15 protein-coding genes and 1 tRNA gene are annotated in these 18,991 nt (G+C 37.5%); 2 read left to right on the forward strand and 14 right to left on the reverse strand.

Going from position 1 to position 18,991, the window contains the following annotated elements:
• Window positions 1-10: 10 nt before the first annotated feature.
• From QL986_RS07030 to QL986_RS07090, 13 genes are all read right to left on the reverse strand, one after another.
• Complete coding sequence (locus QL986_RS07030) at window positions 11-1,054, reverse strand: TDP-N-acetylfucosamine:lipid II N-acetylfucosaminyltransferase (protein WP_290191393.1); 1,044 nt, start codon at window positions 1,052-1,054, stop codon at window positions 11-13.
• A complete protein-coding gene (gene rffA / locus QL986_RS07035) occupies window positions 1,051-2,175 on the reverse strand; it encodes a dTDP-4-amino-4,6-dideoxygalactose transaminase (RefSeq protein ID WP_290191394.1) in 1,125 nt (374 codons plus the stop codon). Before rffA ends, QL986_RS07030 begins: the two co-directional genes overlap by 4 nt.
• Window positions 2,175-3,326 carry an ATP-grasp domain-containing protein gene (locus tag QL986_RS07040; RefSeq protein ID WP_290191395.1) on the reverse strand — a complete coding sequence of 384 codons (1,152 nt, stop codon included), beginning with the start codon at window positions 3,324-3,326 and terminating at the stop codon, window positions 2,175-2,177. Before QL986_RS07040 ends, rffA begins: the two co-directional genes overlap by 1 nt.
• The gene (locus QL986_RS07045) at window positions 3,323-3,988 is read right to left on the reverse strand and encodes a NeuD/PglB/VioB family sugar acetyltransferase (protein WP_290191396.1); all 666 of its coding nucleotides are present in this window, start codon (window positions 3,986-3,988) and stop codon (window positions 3,323-3,325) included. The genes QL986_RS07040 and QL986_RS07045 overlap by 4 nt, the downstream gene beginning before the upstream one ends.
• A gap of 13 nt (window positions 3,989-4,001) precedes the next feature.
• A complete protein-coding gene (rfbA, locus tag QL986_RS07050; protein ID WP_290191397.1) occupies window positions 4,002-4,874 on the reverse strand; it encodes a glucose-1-phosphate thymidylyltransferase RfbA in 873 nt (290 codons plus the stop codon).
• Window position 4,875: 1 nt separating this feature from the next.
• Entirely contained in the window at window positions 4,876-5,964 is a 1,089-nt protein-coding gene (gene rfbB, locus QL986_RS07055) for a dTDP-glucose 4,6-dehydratase (RefSeq protein WP_290191398.1), read from the reverse strand.
• Window positions 5,964-7,238 (reverse strand): UDP-N-acetyl-D-mannosamine dehydrogenase, encoded by a 1,275-nt coding sequence (gene wecC, locus QL986_RS07060; protein WP_290191399.1) that lies wholly within the window; start codon window positions 7,236-7,238, stop codon window positions 5,964-5,966. The genes rfbB and wecC overlap by 1 nt, the downstream gene beginning before the upstream one ends.
• A gap of 251 nt (window positions 7,239-7,489) precedes the next feature.
• A complete protein-coding gene (wecB, locus tag QL986_RS07065; RefSeq protein WP_290191400.1) occupies window positions 7,490-8,608 on the reverse strand; it encodes a UDP-N-acetylglucosamine 2-epimerase (non-hydrolyzing) in 1,119 nt (372 codons plus the stop codon).
• 54 nt (window positions 8,609-8,662) lie between these two features.
• Entirely contained in the window at window positions 8,663-9,625 is a 963-nt protein-coding gene (locus tag QL986_RS07070; RefSeq protein ID WP_290191401.1) for a Wzz/FepE/Etk N-terminal domain-containing protein, read from the reverse strand.
• A 48-nt stretch (window positions 9,626-9,673) separates the two neighbouring features.
• Complete coding sequence (locus QL986_RS07075) at window positions 9,674-10,021, reverse strand: four helix bundle protein (protein ID WP_016899555.1); 348 nt, start codon at window positions 10,019-10,021, stop codon at window positions 9,674-9,676.
• Between the two features lie 168 nt (window positions 10,022-10,189).
• Complete coding sequence (locus QL986_RS07080) at window positions 10,190-12,856, reverse strand: SLBB domain-containing protein (RefSeq protein WP_290191402.1); 2,667 nt, start codon at window positions 12,854-12,856, stop codon at window positions 10,190-10,192.
• Window positions 12,857-12,978: 122 nt separating this feature from the next.
• A complete protein-coding gene (locus tag QL986_RS07085) occupies window positions 12,979-13,761 on the reverse strand; it encodes a DUF481 domain-containing protein (protein WP_290191403.1) in 783 nt (260 codons plus the stop codon).
• A gap of 106 nt (window positions 13,762-13,867) precedes the next feature.
• The gene (locus QL986_RS07090; protein WP_013464003.1) at window positions 13,868-14,686 is read right to left on the reverse strand and encodes a mechanosensitive ion channel domain-containing protein; all 819 of its coding nucleotides are present in this window, start codon (window positions 14,684-14,686) and stop codon (window positions 13,868-13,870) included.
• A 253-nt stretch (window positions 14,687-14,939) separates the two neighbouring features.
• Between QL986_RS07090 and QL986_RS07095 the strand changes: the two genes are divergently transcribed.
• Window positions 14,940-15,015 (forward strand) — tRNA-His (locus tag QL986_RS07095).
• Between the two features lie 842 nt (window positions 15,016-15,857).
• Window positions 15,858-16,304: a transposase gene (locus QL986_RS07100; RefSeq protein WP_290191404.1), complete on the forward strand. Its 447-nt coding sequence runs from the start codon at window positions 15,858-15,860 to the stop codon at window positions 16,302-16,304.
• Window positions 16,305-16,441: 137 nt separating this feature from the next.
• On the opposite strand, the gene QL986_RS07105 is transcribed toward QL986_RS07100, so the two are convergent.
• Window positions 16,442-18,991 (reverse strand): EAL domain-containing protein, encoded by a 2,550-nt coding sequence (locus tag QL986_RS07105; RefSeq protein WP_290191405.1) that lies wholly within the window; start codon window positions 18,989-18,991, stop codon window positions 16,442-16,444.

Raw genomic sequence — 18,991 nt, forward strand, 5'->3', positions numbered from 1 at the left:
TACTAGGAAGTTACACTTCAAATATCTTAGCAAGTTGTTTTTTATAATTGTCTAAAGAAAAATACTCTTTGACATACTCAATATTTTCTTTTTTTTCATAACACTCTAAACTGCTGAGTAAATCTATATCACCGACTTTGATATTTTTTTCTTTCAAAAAAGACCATTGAGAAGTGTCGCTGCGAATATAAACCGTTTTTCCAAGCCCTAATAGCGTAATAGTGTTACCCATCGCTTGTTGGCGTTTATGATTAAAAATAGCGATATCGATTGACCCTAAAAATGATAAGTATTCTTCAAAAGGCATAAAATCAGTAAGGGGCTTAAATTTATCTCCGAACCACTCTTCCCCCTGCTTTATGACTTGTTGAGCATATACTTCTGAGCCATATGATAAAGGTACAAAAATACATATATTTTCATTTTTAAACGGTAATAATTTTTCAAGCGCCTCAATATGGTTATTACTCGGATCAGCTGAGTTACCGAGCTGAATATTCACAGTAGTTTCTTTATTTTCAGGTACTTTGTACTCTCTGTACAAATTACTCGTGTACATTAAACATTCTTGGTATTTGCCTGTTGCACCATACCATTTTCTTGCAAGCGAAATATCACCTTCGATATAAGTGACTAAATGCCCCATATTTTTTATAACAGGGCGACGGAAAAACTCTTTAACTTTCCATTTAAAGTTTTTAGTACCTGACTGATATGTGTATAAATCAGCCCCCCATATAGCCCAGTGACACTTTTTCAATAACCACGGTGAAAAGAAGAGAATTTGTACAACTTTTATATTGAATAAGCCATGTAAAATAACTTGATTAGCTTGGTGCATTTTTATAATTAAAGAAAAATAATACTTTAATTTTGAAAGCTTTGTTCTCCCTATTAAATTTACATTAGTACAATAATCAAGTTCTCCAGATGACATGCCACCCGTTAACATAAACTCATGCTTAGTTGAATCAAAATGCGAATTAACAAAATCAATATAAGGAGGGATAAACTTATCACAGTCCGCTATATGCAGTATCTCCTTACCCTTCAAGAAAAAAACTCCATTGCCGATTCAACTACTTTTTGCTGTTCAGCGAGGGTCATTCCAAAATAAAGGGGTAAACGTACTAATTTGCTGCTTTCAAGTGATGTGTATTTATCATTGCCCATGAATTTGCCAAACTGCATACCTGCTGGGCTTGAGTGTAACGGAATGTAATGAAAAGGAGTGATAATATCGCACGTTTTCATAAAGGATATAAATTTAGCTCTTTCCTCGCTAGTACCTAATTTAATATAAAACATATGTGCATTGTGTTTTAAATCATTAGGTATGTGTGGGAGCTGCGCTGGTTGCAATATTTTACTAAACTCAGTGTAATAGTTATTCCATAGTGACAAGCGAAAGTCATTTATCTCACTAGCAGATTCTAATTGAGCATATAAATATGCAGCCTGCAATTCACTTGGTAAAAAGCTTGATCCGATATCTTGCCATGTATATTTATCGACTATACCGTGTAAAAACTGGCTACGATTAGTGCCTTTCTCGCGAATAATTTCAGCGCGAGCAACTAATTTAGGGTCATTTATTAATATTGCCCCGCCTTCTCCACCCGATGAGTAGTTTTTAGTCTCATGAAAACTGAAGCAACCAATATGGCCTATCGCCCCAAGTGCTTTACCTTTATATGTTGACATTACACCTTGAGCTGCATCCTCTATAACCCAGAGTTCATGTTTTTCAGCAATGGTTAATATAGTATCCATTTCACATGCCACACCAGCGTAATGTACGGGGACTATTGCACGAGTTTTAGGCGTTATAGCGGCTTCGATTAATGATGCATCCATGTTCATAGTATCCGGGCGTACATCAATAAAAATGATTTTTGCACCTCGTAGTACAAATGCGTTAGCGGTAGATACAAACGTATACGAAGGCATTATAACTTCATCACCTTCTTTTATATCTATTAATATTGCCGCTAATTCCAATGCAGCTGTACATGAAGGAGTAAGCAACGCTTTAGCTGTATTAAAGTTTTCTTCTATCCATGCTTCACATTTTTTTGAAAACTGGCCATCACCGCATAACTTATCTGAGTTAATAGCTTGCTCAATATATTTAAGCTCAGCACCTGTTTTGGGGGGTATATTAAAAGGGATCATTACTGGCATACCTGCTTAATTTTCATAACTTCTGAATTCGGTACCTTAATTATATGGTATCCATATCTTTCTGAACTACTTAAAACATTACCAGAATAATTTTCATTAACTGCAGTATCAATAATTTTAGAACAGAATAACTCTTGAACCTGGTTGTAATGCTTTTCATCAAACGAAAATATAACACTAATAACCGATTCTATTTCTTTATCTCCTGTCAGCTCACTATCACTTACATCTTGACCTAACGCGTTCATTATCTCTAATCTTAAGAAATCTACTTTCGTATTTTGTATAACTAAGTCGGAGCCGATGAAGTCTCCTCCCATTCTCGAACCTATTTCGATTATTTTTATCTCACCTGCTTCATTTATCTTAATTTCTGAATGGCTTGAGCCAAATTCGACTTTTAAATTAGTTAATGCTTTCGATACAACCTGTTTAATTTTTTCTTCTAATTTAATATCAATAAAAGCAGGAGCTAGGTGTGCTCTTTCTATAAACCTAGGAGCACCGGTAGTATATTTCTTTGTAATTTGTAATATGAAATGTGAGCCATTTTTACTATAGCTTTCAATACTATATTCATCGCCTTCTATAAACTCTTCTATTATTGATTCAGATAAAAATGATTCTTCAATACTCTCTTTGACTGCTTTTTGTAATTGATCAAAGTTATGAACTAAATTAACTCCGCGGCTACCGGATCTGTCAACAGGTTTTACAATATATGGGAAGTGACACAACTCAATTAAGTTTTGGTTTTTTTTAGCTACCTGATAGTATGGGATTGGACTTCCACCTGCTTTCAAAGCCCCCCTCATCAAGTACTTATTTGTTGTTAATTCGAGACAATCATTTGAATTTTTAATATGCCCTAACTTCTCTCTGATATAGTTTACTGTTAAATTAGTTAAATCTGATGCAATACTGCAAACACCATCAACTTTTAAAAGCTTACACTTCTCAAATATTTCTTGTCTCTTTGTTACATCAACCTGATAAAAATTATCAGCGTTTAATTCCCCTGCTTCTCCTCCACCCCAAGAAAAAACATGTGTTTCAATTCCTAATTCTTTTGCTTTTAAAATTAGGCGATTTTGATACTCATTAGCACCTATTATTGCTATTTTCTTTCCTGTGAAGTTCATCCTATCTTTATTCCCATATCTGAGTGTGTACCAACTTTCCTTGCCGGCTGCCCAATGAGTTTGGTATGAGGTTCACTATTATTTAAAACTAATGAACAAGCGCCAACTAACGTTTCATTTTCTATAATAATTTGTTGTAACACCACTGCATTAAAACCAATAAAACACATATTTTTTACATTTGAGTAACCGCCAACAATACAACGGGCTGCAAAAAAAGAATGGCTTTCAATGCTAGTATCATGACAAATAGTTACACCGCTCCAAAAAATGTTATTGTTCCCTATACTTACACCATGTTCAATAATAACACCATCCATGAAAATATTATTACATCCAATCTTTACTGTAGAATTAACCGTTGCGTCATTGCTTACATAATTAGCAAGAGAATAACCCTTAGCTATAGCATTTTCATATAACCTTTTCCTCGCACGCATAGAACTATAACCTACAGCTACAAACATAGAGTAGTCTTGTGGGGGGTATTTTTTGGTAACATTACTGAAAGAAATTAACTCTTTGTCATTGAATGTATCGCTGCTTCTATACTCATCATCTACTGTATACGCAACAACTTGAAACTGACTCTCAGATTCAAAAATTCTGGTGCAGTGTAGAGCAAAATCTCCAGCGCCATAAATTATCAGCTTTTTTGCCATAGACACCTCAAAACTAATCAACTAATGCTATTAAGTATTGGCCGTAACTATTTTTTAATAGTGGCTTTGAGAGTTCTTTAATTTTCTCTTTACTTAACCAGCCATTATAAAATGCAATTTCTTCTAAACAGGCTATTTTATAGCCCTGGCAGCGTTCAATGGTTTCTACAAACTGCGCTGCTTCAAGTAAACTTTCATGCGTACCTGTATCCAGCCATGTAAAACCACGCCCTAGCATTTCGACATTCAGCTTATTTTTCTTTAAATACATTTCATTTAAACAAGTAATTTCAAGTTCGCCTCTATGTGATGGCTCTACTTGTTTAGCTAAATCGACTACGGAATTGTCATAAAAATACAAACCAGTTACTGCAAAGTTTGATTTAGGTTTTTTTGGTTTTTCTTCTATTGAGATCGCTTTTTGATTTTCATCAAACTCAACTACGCCAAAACGTTCAGGATCTTTAACTTGGTAGCCAAATACAGTAGCTCCCTGACCGTTTTTTGCATTTTCAACAGCGTGCTTTAACTTAGGTGTAAAACCTTGGCCGTAAAAAATGTTATCACCCAAAACTAAGCATACATCATCATGACCAATAAAGTCTTCACCAAGTATAAAAGCCTGCGCTAATCCATCGGGGCTTGGCTGTACTGTATAGCTAAGCTCAATACCAAATTGTGAACCATCACCCAGTAGACGTTTAAATGAGTCGCTATCTTCCGGGGTAGTAATAATAAGTACTTCACGAATACCCGCTAACATTAATACTGACAGCGGATAATAAATCATTGGCTTATCATAAATTGGTAATAACTGCTTAGAGACACCCATGGTTATAGGGTAAAGCCGAGTGCCAGAACCTCCAGCAAGAATAATTCCTTTCATATTACTTTCCTTTGGCTTTTGTATTTATTTCACCAAGTCGCTCGCGCTGATATGATCCATCCTGCACATTATTACACCATGCTTGGTTTTTTAAGTACCATTGAACTGTTTTCCGAAGCCCTGTATCGAAAGTTTCAACTGGCTCCCAGTTAAGCTCTTTACTCATTTTTGATGCATCTATAGCGTAACGGCGATCGTGCCCTGGCCTATCATTAACAAATGTTATTTGCTCGGCATAACTCGACTTTTTTGGCACCAACTCATCTAAAATACTGCAAATGGTTTTTACTACTTCAATATTTTGTTTTTCGTTATGTCCGCCAATATTGTATGTTTCGCCAACTTTACCTTCAGTTACTACCTTGTATAAGGCTCGAGCGTGATCTTCTACATAAAGCCAATCACGTATTTGGTCACCTTTACCATAAATTGGAAGTTCCTTCCCCTCAAGTGCATTCAATATCACCAAAGGAATTAACTTTTCAGGAAAGTGATAAGGGCCATAATTGTTTGAGCAGTTTGTAATTATGGTCGGTAAACCATAAGTGCGCAGCCAAGATCGAACTAAATGATCGCTTGACGCTTTACTTGCTGAATACGGGCTACTTGGTGCATAAGCAGTTTGCTCAGTAAATAAGGGGAGCTCGCCATCTTGTTCATCTGGATGTGGTAAATCACCATAAACTTCATCGGTGGAAATATGATGAAATCTAAATGTTTGTTTAGCACAACCATCCAACGTATTCCAATATTCACGAGCAGCTTCTAATAAGTTATACGTACCTACAATATTAGTTTGTATAAACTCTGCAGGGCCTGTGATTGAGCGGTCAACATGGCTCTCCGCAGCCAAATGCATTACTGCCTCAGGCTTATGCGTTTTGAAAACACGGTCAAGCTCTGCTCTGTTACAAATATCAACCTGTTCAAATGTGTAACGTTCACTCATAGATGCTGAGTTAAGTGACTCTAAATTACCTGCGTAAGTTAGCTTATCAAGATTAATAACTGAGTCTTGTGTATTTTCTATAATATGGCGCACTACTGCTGAACCGATAAAGCCGGCCCCCCCAGTTACTAGTATTTTCATTACCAAATGCCCTTAGTATCAATTAGGTAGTCACTCTTTATCGCCCAGCCCTTAAATTCTTTATGATCAACTAATAATAAATGAATGTCCGCATTTTCTTTTGCATTCTCTAAGGTAGATAAATTGAATGACGAAATGCTACTCGGCAGTTTATTTATATTAGGTTCAATTGTTATAACAGAGCCCGAATGCAGTGCTGTAATTTTTTTAGTTATATTTAATGCAGGGCTTTCTCGTAAATCATCGATATCTGGTTTAAACGCTAAACCATAACAAGCAATGGTTACATCTTTTGCTGTTTTAGTTGGGTTAGCTTGTAAAAAATCAGCAATTGCCAACTTAACTTTATTAATTACCCATTGTGGTTTGGCATCATTTACTTTACGAGCAGTATGAATAATTTTTGCCTGCTCAGGGGTTTTACTAACAATAAACCAAGGATCTACTGCAATACAGTGCCCGCCAACTCCCGGGCCTGGTTGTAAAATATTAATACGTGGATGGCGGTTAGCAAGTGAAATAAGCTCCCAGACGTCAATATCTAACTTATCGCAAATGATTGATAATTCATTAGCAAAGGCAATTTGAACATCGCGGCATGAGTTCTCTGTTAATTTTGCCATTTCTGCTGTACGCGCATTTGTTATTACACACTCACCTTGCACAAATGTTTTATAAAGCTCTACAGCGCGCGCAGAACATTTAGCAGTGATACCACCAATAACGCGATCATTCTCAACCAGCTCACGCACTACATGGCCTGGTAATACACGTTCAGGGCAATGTGCTATATTTACATCTATGTTAGTATCTGTATAACTACTTTCAGCACTAGGGAATGTTAAGTCTGGCCGCGCAGCGGCTAACCAGTCAGCCATTTGCTCTGTAGCCCCTACAGGCGATGTTGATTCTAATATAACTAAGTCACCTTTTTTAAGTACTGGTGCAATAGCTTCACTGGCTTTTTTTATATAGCTTAAATCAGGCTCAGGTATTTCAGAATCATTATTTTTGAATGGTGTTGGTACGGCTATCAAAAAGGCGTCCGCTAACTCAGGTTTTGTTACCGCTTTTAAATACCCCTCAGTCACAGCAGTATGTACCATCATATCAAGATCAGGCTCTACAATATGAATTTCACCACGGTTAATTGTATCTACCGCATGTTGATTTACATCAACCCCTATTACGTTTTTTTTACGTGATGCAAACATTGCTGCAGTTGGCAAGCCAATATAGCCCAAACCAACAACTGAAATTGTATCAAATGACATGGTATTCCTTGTGTATGTAAATCCTAGGTTCTAGGTTCTAGGTTCTAGGTTCTAGGTTCTAGGTTCTAGGTTCTAGGTTCTAGGTTCTAGGTTCTAGGTTCTAGGTTCTAGGTTCTAGGTTCTAGGTTCTAGGTTCTAGGTTCTACAATATTCTAATCTTAAATTTTTTATGCAAGCATTACTTATATTTTTATAGCTTGCGAATCTATTCTCTATAATATTGTGACGCGATATAAAATCGCTGCTACCAATTAATCTTTTGCTAAAATATCGCAAATACGTTGGCACGCCTTACCGTCACCGTAAGGGTTATGAGCGCGGCTCATTGTTTTATATGATTCATCGTTGGTTAAAAGCTCATTTAATGCTGAGGTTATTTTAGCTACATCGGTACCAACCAACCTAACTGTTCCCGCATATACTGCTTCAGGGCGTTCAGTGGTGTCACGCATAACAAGCACGGGTTTACCTAAACTTGGTGCTTCTTCTTGAATACCACCAGAATCAGTCAAGATAATATGCGAGCGATTCATTAAATACACAAATGGTAAGTATTGCTGAGGCTCAATTAAATGTACGTTATCAACATCTTTTAAAATACGTTTTACTGGCTCTTGTACATTTGGGTTTAAATGCACAGGGTAAAGTATTTGGCAACTTGGATGCGCTTTAGCTGTTTGTGCTAATGCCTCACAAATTCGCTCAAACCCACCACCAAAGCTTTCACGGCGGTGCCCTGTAACTAAGATGAGTTTTTTTCTTTCATCCAGCATTTGGAACTGCCCGGCTAACGAATTACTTAAATCGGCATTATCTTCTATTTGTTGCTTAACAAGTAAAAGTGCATCTATAACCGTATTACCAGTTACTGATATATTTTCAGCTGAGTAATTTTCTTTCAATAAGTTAGCTTTAGAGTTTTCGGTTGGTGCAAAATGGTATTTTGTAAGTGCGCCCGTTAATTTACGGTTGCCTTCTTCTGGCCATGGTGAATATATATTCCCAGTACGCAAGCCGGCTTCAACATGTCCAACTGCTATTTGCTCATAGTATGCCGCCAAACTTGCAGCAAAAGTGGTAGCAGTATCACCGTGTACCAGCACTACATCGGGTTTGAATTCTTTTAGTACGGGAGTAAGCTCTAATAAAATACGGCTCGTTACTTCAGGTAATGTTTGCCCAGCTTTCATTAAATTTAAATCGTAATCAGGCGTTATTTTAAAAAGTTCAAGTACTTGATCTAGCATTTCACGGTGCTGTGCCGTCACACATACCTTTGCTTCAAAACGATTATCACTATTAAGTGCGTGTACTAACGGAGCCATTTTAATAGCTTCAGGGCGTGTGCCAAATACGGTTAAAACTTTCACTTTAAATCCTTATTTTATAAATAACTCGAATTATATAAACTATTAAGCTTTTAACTATTTTTTATTCATAAAATATCTAATAATTACTGACGTAATGCTCAACATACCACCTAGTAAAACACCTAAAATACATAATAGCGCACGTTTAGGGCCTGATTTTTCTTCCGGTACTAAAGCAGGGTCAATGGTTTTAAATACATATTCATCACGCACGTTAGCAAACATGATGGTTTTTGTTTGCTCTTCTACTAGTTTGTAAAGTACGGTACGTATGTCAGCAATTTTAGTTTGTTCTAGCTGCTGAGTTAAAAAAGTAGTACTTTTGTTTGCCTCAAGTACGTCGCGTTGCTTCATAGTTTTATTAATATCTTGTATTAACCAGTTTACCCATTGTTGCGCTACATAAGGTGATACATGCTCTATGGCTATTTTAACCATTCCAGTTTCCTTATCCTTATTTGCACTAACAATTTTACTAAATTCTTTATAAGCCTCTTGCATTGAAGGCTCTGGTTTAAAAGGCAATTCAACTTCGCGAATCCATTTATTTTGATCTGCAATATAAAGCTCTTCATCATAAATAACTGTATTAGTTTCACGGTTCCATGTTTTTGCTGCCATTAAATCTGGCAAAATATTGTGCTTTTGAATAAATTCACTGGTAAATTTGCGCGACTTTAATACCTCAAGCGCCATTTGCGTTTTATCAACCCCGCCACCTGAACCTAAATTAACCCCTGCTAAACTTGCTAAGCCACCAAACTGGCCCGCTAGAGCCCCCAAGCCACCAGCTTTGTCTTGCTCTGCAGGGGCAAGTAACGCCTCAGACTTATAAATATTTGGCTGGTTTATGGCGTAAAAAACAGATGCAACAGCAAATAGGGTAGTTATAGCGATAATGATCCATTTACCTTGCCAAATAGCGGTAAATAGTTCGCGAAGGTCTATTTCGTCATCAGCAATGTTGTTTTGCATTGGCATATTTGCTTGATTTAGATTGTTTGAGTTGTTTTCCATTTAAATCTCATAAGTTCTAGGTTATGGCTTCGGGCTACGAGCTATTGGCTAAGAGCTATTTTTAATGACCGTTATCAATCTGCTTAGCATCTTTGCAATTACCTCACATTCCTCAAGGATATAACCTGCTTTTAAGCTATTTATATATCCTAATTCTGAAGCAATCATTACTTGTGTTTTTAATTCGCCTATGGAGCCTTTAGCTATCCATAAAAAACGAGCTTTTTCTTTTTCAAAGCCTCTTTCCATCCCCTCTGCAATATTGCTAGGTACAGAAACAGAGCATCTGCACATTTGATCTTTTAGACCATAATCCTGGAGCTGCTGAAAGTTTTTATAAATCAATAAACTTAGCTTAAAAGCTCTTTGCCAAACTTCTAGGTTTTCATATTTCATTTTTAACTCTAAAGTAATACTTTAAAGTTAAAATGTAGCAGGTTTTAACACCTTTACTGTTAGCTAAGCTCCAGTTAGTAGCTATATACAGCATCGGCCGTGAGCTTCGAGCTCTAGGCCCATAGCCCATAGCCATGTGCTCCAAGCTTTCCTCGCACCTACATTATATTAAATACTGCTTATGGCTGCTACTGCTACACCTAACTGGTAAAGTATTTGTGTTGCGGTGCTCCAAAGCGTTAGCTTATCCATATGGCCTGCGTCTAGTGGGACAACAATGGTATCGCCTGGTTCAAGTTGGTTTGCGTTATTAACTGCAAACCAGTTGCCGGTATTTGGTATTTTTACTGAGCCGTTAGCTTTTATTATGTAAATACGGTCATCAGCAGCGCGCTCTTTTAAGCCACCGCTTAGGTCTATGTATTCGTCTACACCTATACCTTCTTTGTAAAGGTGCGAGGTAGAGTAATTAACCTCACCTATTACACTAATTGAGTCGCGCTCACTCGGTACATAAAGTACATCGCCATCTTGCAGTACTAAGTTTTGCTGATTGTTAACAATAAGCGGTAAATCTATAACTAAGCGGCCTACGGCATCAACGTTAGCAAGGTCCTTCAAAAGCTTATTCATTTCATCGTAAGTAAGTGTGTTGCTACTTACTGAACTTTGAAAGCTTTTTGATGCTATATCTCGGCGAAGCTCGGTAGATAAACGCGCTAGCTGTTGTTGCTCTTGCTTTTTAATCGACTGACGAGTAAATACAGCGGCATTAGTGGCTGCAAACTCAGAAAAGCCACCAGCGCGTTCTAGTAAGTTACTTAAAGTTTCACCGCGGCGAATAGTGTAAGTCCCTGGGAATTTAAGCTCACCCTTTAGCTCTACTTTTAGGTTTTCTTGCCAATTTGGTATAGCAAATATATTTACGCTGTCTTTACTCTGTAATGAAATATTAGATGCGGCTTTACCTTGCATAGCACTTTTTAAATCAAACTTAATATGCTCAATGTTTGATACATCGTTATTGGCAATTCTTGTTACTTCAGCTTGTTGTGTGTAAGCCGACTCTAACAAGCCCCCCGCAGCAGTAATTAGGTCTTTTACTTCACCGCCTTCCATTAACGGGTAAATGCCTGGGTACATTACACTGCCGCTAATTTCCACTATTTGCATCGCCTGCATTACACCGGCCTGCTGCTCTAACTTAGCAATTACCGGTTTAAGTAAATTATGGCGGCTAAACAACGCATAACTTTGCGCATCTTCTTCTTGTTCTTTAAGCTTTTTCTCAAGCATTTCCGCCATGCTTAAATTTGGATTTACCTCTTCAAACTCTGACTTTTTAACCGCCACACCAACGTATTTTTCAAACTCTTTTTGTTGGTATTCATGCCAAAGTTCAGCTTTGCGTTGTTGGTCTTGCTGCTCTTTAGTTAACGCTAAATTTGCAAGCGCTATATCTTCTAATGCTTTTTCTTCAAAACGACTGAATACAATAATTTTATCGTTAGGGTTAAGTGGTAAGTTGTTCTCAGTATTTTTTGTAATGGCTTTTGCTAAATCAAACTGATGAATTTCAATATCACCATTTACGTTGGTTTCGCGCACTACTAATGCATAATCTAAATCGGCCTGTGGTAGTAAGTCACCACGTACTGAGCCTAATATGTCTGAAATACGCTTACCCTTGTACCACTGGTAATTACCTGGGCGTACTACAGCACCAATTAAACTAATTGAAGTTTGGTATTGCTCACCAATGGCACTAAAACGAATACGATCGCCATCTTGTGGAATGTAGTTAACTTGCTCTTTGCTAAAGTCTACCGAAAGCACTTCTTTATGTTGGTTATTAAAACGTTCAACTATCACACTTTTAGCGTAAGCATTTGGCTTTATGCCGCCCGCCATTTTTAATAATTGTTCTGCCGTTTCGCCTTTTTTAAGCTCAAAAATAGCAGGGCGTTTTACTAAACCATCAACGGTTACTTGCTCGCCAACAGACGGTATAAATACCACGTCACCCGGTTTTAAAATAATATCGTTGCTGCTATCACCGCGAATAAGTAAGTCGTATAAATCAAAGTTAGTAACAACCTTACCACCGCGTTTTACTTGAATATTGCGCAGTGAGGCAATATCAGACACGCCACCACTTACAAATAATGCATGCGACACAGTAGTGAGTGACGATACACTATAGCTACCTGGTTTGTATGCTTCACCTAAAACCAAAATACGAATACTGCGAAGTTTACCAAGCGATACAAACGCTTTTACACCTATAATCTCTTGTTCAACTTTTACTTTTATTAACTCTTTAACTTCAGCAAAGGTTAAACCAGCTACCTGAACAGGACTTAAGTCGGGAATGTTAATACGTCCTTCCCTATCAACGATGACTTCGTAGCTTGCGCTTTCTTTACCGTAAAAGTTGATTAATAGCTGATCGCCACGCCCCACTAAATACGTATCGGGTACTGCAGCATTTTCGTTGGGCATGAATGTGGTGGGTTCGCCGGCAAATAAGTCATAACCAAATGGTTTTACCGTGTTATCTTCTGGCTTAAAGCGTTCTTCATCTGTAAAAGCTTGTTCGTCGGCGGTATTGCGTTCACCTACTGTGGGTTTATCTTGTTCGTTATTTTTGCCACTGGCATTGCCTGCACCTTCAAGGCTTGAAATATCTACGCCATATTGCTTTGCAAGTGCCTGCTGTTGAGACTTAGGCAACTTTTGAAACTGCTCTAGTTGAGCGGCTGTTGGCGCAAATGCTAATGTGCTAAAGCTACATATAAGTACAAAAGCACTTAATAAATGTTTAATAACGTTCACGAGTAGGTATTTCCCTAGGTCTACAACCAAAATTGGTGGGTATCATACATTATTTATGGGCAAATAAAAAAGGGACTTTAGCCCCTTTCATAGTTTTATTACAATTAATTTACTACTTGATGTTAAAAGCTGTAAACCAATGTTAATGAGGTCTCAGTGTCGGTTGCTTCTTTGTCATCAGCCACATCTGAGTTATTGGTGATATTGTAGGCTACTTTCATTTGTAATGAGCCATTAATTTTAGTAAGTAGCGCAGTTTCTGAGCGAGTTTTGGTATTGGTATCACCATATTCTACCGATACTAACTGGGTAAAACGCGCGTTGTCTGAAATTTTCCAGCTAAAGTCTAACTTACCTAACGCAATTACTTCGCCTTCGTATTCACCCGCTAGTGAGTTGCCGTTTTCATCAACCTCTTCGCTTACATCTGGGTATTTAAAGTACTTATAACCCGGGCCAATTTCAGCATTTAGTTTCATGTTTGACTCGTTTAGTAAACGTAAACCATAACCCGCTGAAATAACCGACTCACTTCGGTATGCACCAAAGTAGTCAGATACGTGTGATCCATAAATAAATAAATGAGCGTGTTTCTCATTTAACTTGTAATTACCTTGTGCTGAAATAGAGTACTTTTCGTTAGTACGCTGTTTTTCTTTTATGCCGTTTTCGTTTTCTACCTCATCTTCTTTGTAGATGCCGTCTAACTTATACTCGTTGTTCCAATTTTCTAAGTTATGTAATACTTTAATACCGCCTTTTAAGGTCGTTGTTTCGGTATTACCGCTGGTAATAATAGCGCCTACTTCACTGGTAACTTCCCAGGTTTTTTGTTCTTCTTCTGCTGCAAATGCATTGGTTGTAGCTGAGGCTGCTACTAAAATTGATAAAAGCTTAAGTTTCATTAAAAAATAACCCTGTAAAAAATATATTAATACCTATTAAAAAGGCAACGCGCATACTAATAAATCAAATTTGAGCGCTGCCTTAATAAATAAGTATTTTAAAAAATTAGTCTTGCTTGTGTAAATGTACATCCATTTGCGGGAATGGAATGGTAATGTCTGCGTCGTCTAACGCTATTTTAATGTTTTCCATTAACGACCAATATGTTGGCCAGTAATCTTCTGAGTTAACCCACGGGCGCACTATAAAGTTAACGCTTGAATCGGCAAGTTCAGATACAGATACGTTATATGCAGGATCTTTTAAAATACGCGATTCGTTATCAAGCACTGATTTAAGTACTTCTTTTGCTTTTCGTAAGTCGGCGTCGTAGCCAACACCAATCACAAGGTCAACGCGGCGTGTTGATTCGCGCGAGTAGTTAATGATCGCATCTGACATGATTTTTGAATTAGGCATTACAATAACTTTGTTATCGGGTGTGCGCATTTCAGTTGAGAATATTTCGATTTTTTTAATCGTACCGGCTTTACCGCCCGCTTCAACGTAGTCACCTGATTTAAATGGGCGAAGTAGAATAATTAATACGCCTGACGCAAAGTTAGATAACGACCCTTGCAGTGCTAAGCCAACGGCTAAACCTGCCGCACCTAAAATAGCAATGAATGATGTGGTTTCGATGCCAATTTGTGACAGCGCCATTAAAATAGTGGCTGCAAATACAATGGCATATACAATACTAGAGACAAACGATGAAACCGCTTTATCTACTTTTTTCTTGTCGAATGCTTTTTCGGTTAACTTTGCACAAAATTTAGCAATTCGTCCACCCAGTAAAAATATAACAAGCGCTATGACTGCTTGAATACCGTAGTGTAAGATTAAGCCTGAATTTTCATTCAGCCAATTGAGTATTGAATCCATATTAACTCCTGATAGTGTTATTAAGCAGTTTAGCGGTGTTGTTTATTGTATTGTAAATCTTTAATACGTGTTTGCAACGACCTTATTAAGGGTTAAAGCTACAAGGTTTAACGGCAACCACGAAAAATAAGCGTCATATTATAGAGCAATTTTTATACGTTGGTAATAAGTTTAATTTTTTTTGATTTTTTGCTTCACAAGCATGGGGATATTATGTATTATGCGCGCCACACCAAACAAGGTGTATGTAGTGGCGGTTGTAGCTCAGTTGGTAGAGCCCCGGATTGTGATTCCGGTTGTCGCGGGTTCGAGCCCCGTCAATCGCCCCACTATTCTCTAAGTCTCCTTAGCAATATCTAAAGTTAATCTCTAAATTATATTTACCCGATACAAAACAAAGTCCAAAATAAAGAAAGCATGCTAACTTGTCTGTAGGTATGAGTTTACCTTACGCATTTATTAGATCTTAAACCTGACGCGACATAACGTCGCTGCTACCATAGATTTACAAACAACACCCATAGCAGTGGATTTACCCCCGTTTAATTATGTTCTTTATTTTATGCTTTTTATAAAACCCTGACGCGACATAAAGTCGCTGCTACCATAGCTCTACAAACAACACCTGTAGCAGCGGGTTTACCCCGCGTTTAATTATGTTCTTTATTTTATGCTTTTTATGAAGCCCTGACGCGACATAAAGTCGCTGCTACCATAGCTCTACAAACAACACCTGTAGCAGCGGGTTTACCCCGCGTTTAATTATGTCATTATTTTATGATTTTTATAAAACCCTGACGCGATATAAAGTCGCTACTACCATAGATTTAAAAACAACACCTGTAGCTGCGGGTTTATCCCGCGTTTAATTATGTTCTTTATTTTATGCTTTTTATGAAGCCCTGACGCGACATGAAGTCGCTGCTACCATAGATTTACAAACAACACCTGTAGCTGCGGGTTTACCCCGCGTTTAATTATGTCATTATTTTATGATTTTTATAAAACCCTGACGCGACATGAAGTCGCTGCTACCATAGATTTACAAACATCACCTGTAGCAGCGGGTTTACCCCGCGTTTAATTATGTCATTATTTTATGCTTTTTATAAAACCCTGACGCGACATAAAGTCGCTGCTACACTTTATTCTTTATGCGCAAGGACTCGCTATGAAGAAGGCTTATCGACTCAGAAAAGGGAGGGTTTCACTAGCTAATCATTACTATATTGTCACTATTGTATCCCATAATCGGGGTAAGATTTTTACCGAACTTAATATGAATCGTTGTTTAATCAAACATATGCGAAAGTTAGAACGAGAACAACGAATAAAATCAATCGCATTCGTTATTATGCCGGATCATTTACATTGGCAATTTCAAATTATTCCTAACAACACACTTTCTAATATACTTCGTCTTTTTAAAGGCAGAACCGCCGCTAGTTTTTATAAGTTTGGAATTTATAAATTGTGGCAAAAGGGATATTACGATCATTTAATTCGTGATGAAGAAGACCTTGTAGCAAGTGCACGCTATATTATTGCTAATCCTTTGAGGGCAAAGTTAGTAGTCAACGTTGCGGATTACCCTTATTGGGATTGTGTATATGTTTAATATTACACCCGACGTGTAGCAACAGGTTTACCCCGCGTTTATAAAAGTTTCGAGGCTTTAGATTATACTCGAATCTAACAGCACGTTGTATGCACCTTTAACCAAAAACGCGACATAAAGGCGCTGCTACCGGTTTATTAAAGGCACTCTTTCCACTGTGCAATAGGCAGTGGCTTTGAAAATAAATAGCCTTGAAATAAGTTGCAACCGCGCTGCTTTAAATAATTAAATTGCGCAGGTTCCTCAACGCCTTCAGCAACGCTATTTACGCCTAAAGCACTGGCCATGTCGATGATCATATTAACGATAGTTTTACTTGAATTATCGTCAGTATCCATAATGCCATCGACAAAGTATTTATCTATTTTAAGCTCTGAAATTGGCAACTCTTTCAAATAACTCAGGCTTGAATAACCCGTTCCGAAGTCATCAATTGAAAACCTAAAGCCCATTTTATTAAGTTCAAGCATAGTCTCTTTTACTAGTTCGATGTCTGACACTAAGGTCGTTTCGGTCAGCTCTATCACTAAGTTACGTGGTGACACTTGCCACTTATGAACACTGGCGAGCAATTTTTCCTTAAAATCGGGGGCTACAATTTGTTTAGCGCTAATGTTAACGGCAATACAGGTGTTTTTTCCTGCTCGGCTGACTTCATGCAGCAACTTACATACTTGATCAACCACCCAATCGCCAATTTTAATAATGGCTTCACTCTCTTCTGCTAGGGGTATAAATTCCCCAGGGCTTATTACGCCTAATTCCTCAGAATCCCAACGTAATAATGCTTCGGCTGAATTAAAGGTATTTTCATTAATAAATTGTGGCTGTAGTACCAGTGTTAATTCATCACTTTTATCAACATTTATTAGTAAATAGCGAATCTTATTGGTACGTTCGTAACGTTTTAATGCATCTAAATCTGCAAAGTAATAACCAAAAGGAGACAACTTTTTGGCTTGTTTTAGTGCGTATTCCAACTTATCAAACATAGAGCTATAGGAGTCTCTACTCGCATTAATAATTGTACTGCCCAACGAGGCGCTTAGTACCACATCAAGATCACTGATCTTATGTGAGAAGTTATCTAGCGCTAATATTTTAGAGTCTATACTTGGTTGTTGTTGCTCTAGGTAGGATAAGTCATTACTTATATTGGCGCTTATAATTAAAAAAGAATCGACTCCGCTTTTGTATAGCTTGTACTCGCCCTGTACCGCATTTGATAGTTTTTTAGCCGTTAAAATGAGTGCTTCGTTGCCCGCCTCAATACCGTACTTAAAGTTAAATTGCGCTAACTTATCCATATCTAATAATGCAGCATATATATAGCCATTATTAATGCTGGCACTTTGAAGTAAACTTCTGCATTCGCGCTCAAACCACCGCTTATTTTTTAATCCTGTTATGGGATCTGAATAAGCTAAATTATAAATGGTATCTTGCGCTTTGAGTTTTTCACTAATATCTCTAACTACACCAATATATTCAACGCTTTGCTCATTAACTGCTTTGGTAAGTGACAATTCTATTTGAAAAATAGTGCCGTCTTTTTTTCTTGCAGGTAGTTGCCTACCAACACCAATAATTTTAGCCTCACCTGTTTGCTCATAATTTCGCATATACGAGTGATGCTTAGATGCATAAGGCTCAGGCATTAAGTTGTTAATCGACAAGCCAAGCATTTCATTTTGCTTATAGCCAAACATAGTTAATGCGGTTGAGTTACAGTGAACAATAACGCCTTGCTGATTAATAGTGATCACTGCATCATTTAAGTTATTTAAAATAGCTTCAAGGCGATTATTTTTATCATCAACCTTGGCCTTTAACTCATACTCTAAAGTGACATCTTCAAAAGCACCATGCACTTTAATAACCTGATGATCATCATTAAAAACAGGGTGACCACTCGTACGTACCCACTTTTTATTGCCATGAGCATCTACAAACTCAAAGTCTTCACAATAAGGAAGACCATGTGTTTGCAAACGATTAAAAAAATCACGAATACGCGCTTGCTCTTTTTCACCAGCATAATGCGCAATCGCTTGTGTGGTCGTGAGCGGTTTGCGCTTATCAAGGCCATAAATATTATAAACCTCGGGTGAATAATTTAGCTCGCCGGTTGAAATTGTGTATTCCCACGTGCCTACCTTCGACATAGCTTCAACAGCACTAAATAGTGATTGCTGTGAGCTTGATTTATCTTCTAAAAAACACTTTTGCAGGAACACTGCTGTATAACTCGCAAAGTTAATTAGCCTTGGTAGGTAGCGTTCGATTGTTGGATCACTATTTAAATAAAGACCAACCAGTACGCCGCTTAATTGGCCTTCATCATTGCTTATAGAGACGCCAATGTAAGCTTGCGCATTTATAGTTTTTAGTAGCTTGTTTTCAGGGTAGTGTTGTTGTAATTCATCCGTTATAAAACACGCACTTTTTGAAGGTAGTTGTTCACAAGGCGAGCCTTCTAGCGAATAAGAAAAGTTATCAACGACCTCTGCGTTATGTAAAACCAATTGCGTAGTTGCTAATTTATCTTCATTTACAGAGGCAATAAATAAGTAATCGGCTTTAATTTCTTGCTGCAGTACTCTCAATTGTGCACTTAAATTTGCACATTGAGAATACGATACATCATAGGCTGTACCTATATCTAACTGCTTGCTATCCTTGCTCAC

The sequence above is a fragment of the Pseudoalteromonas sp. APC 3250 genome, from assembly GCF_030407915.1.
Taxonomy (GTDB): Bacteria; Pseudomonadota; Gammaproteobacteria; order Enterobacterales; family Alteromonadaceae; genus Pseudoalteromonas; species Pseudoalteromonas tetraodonis.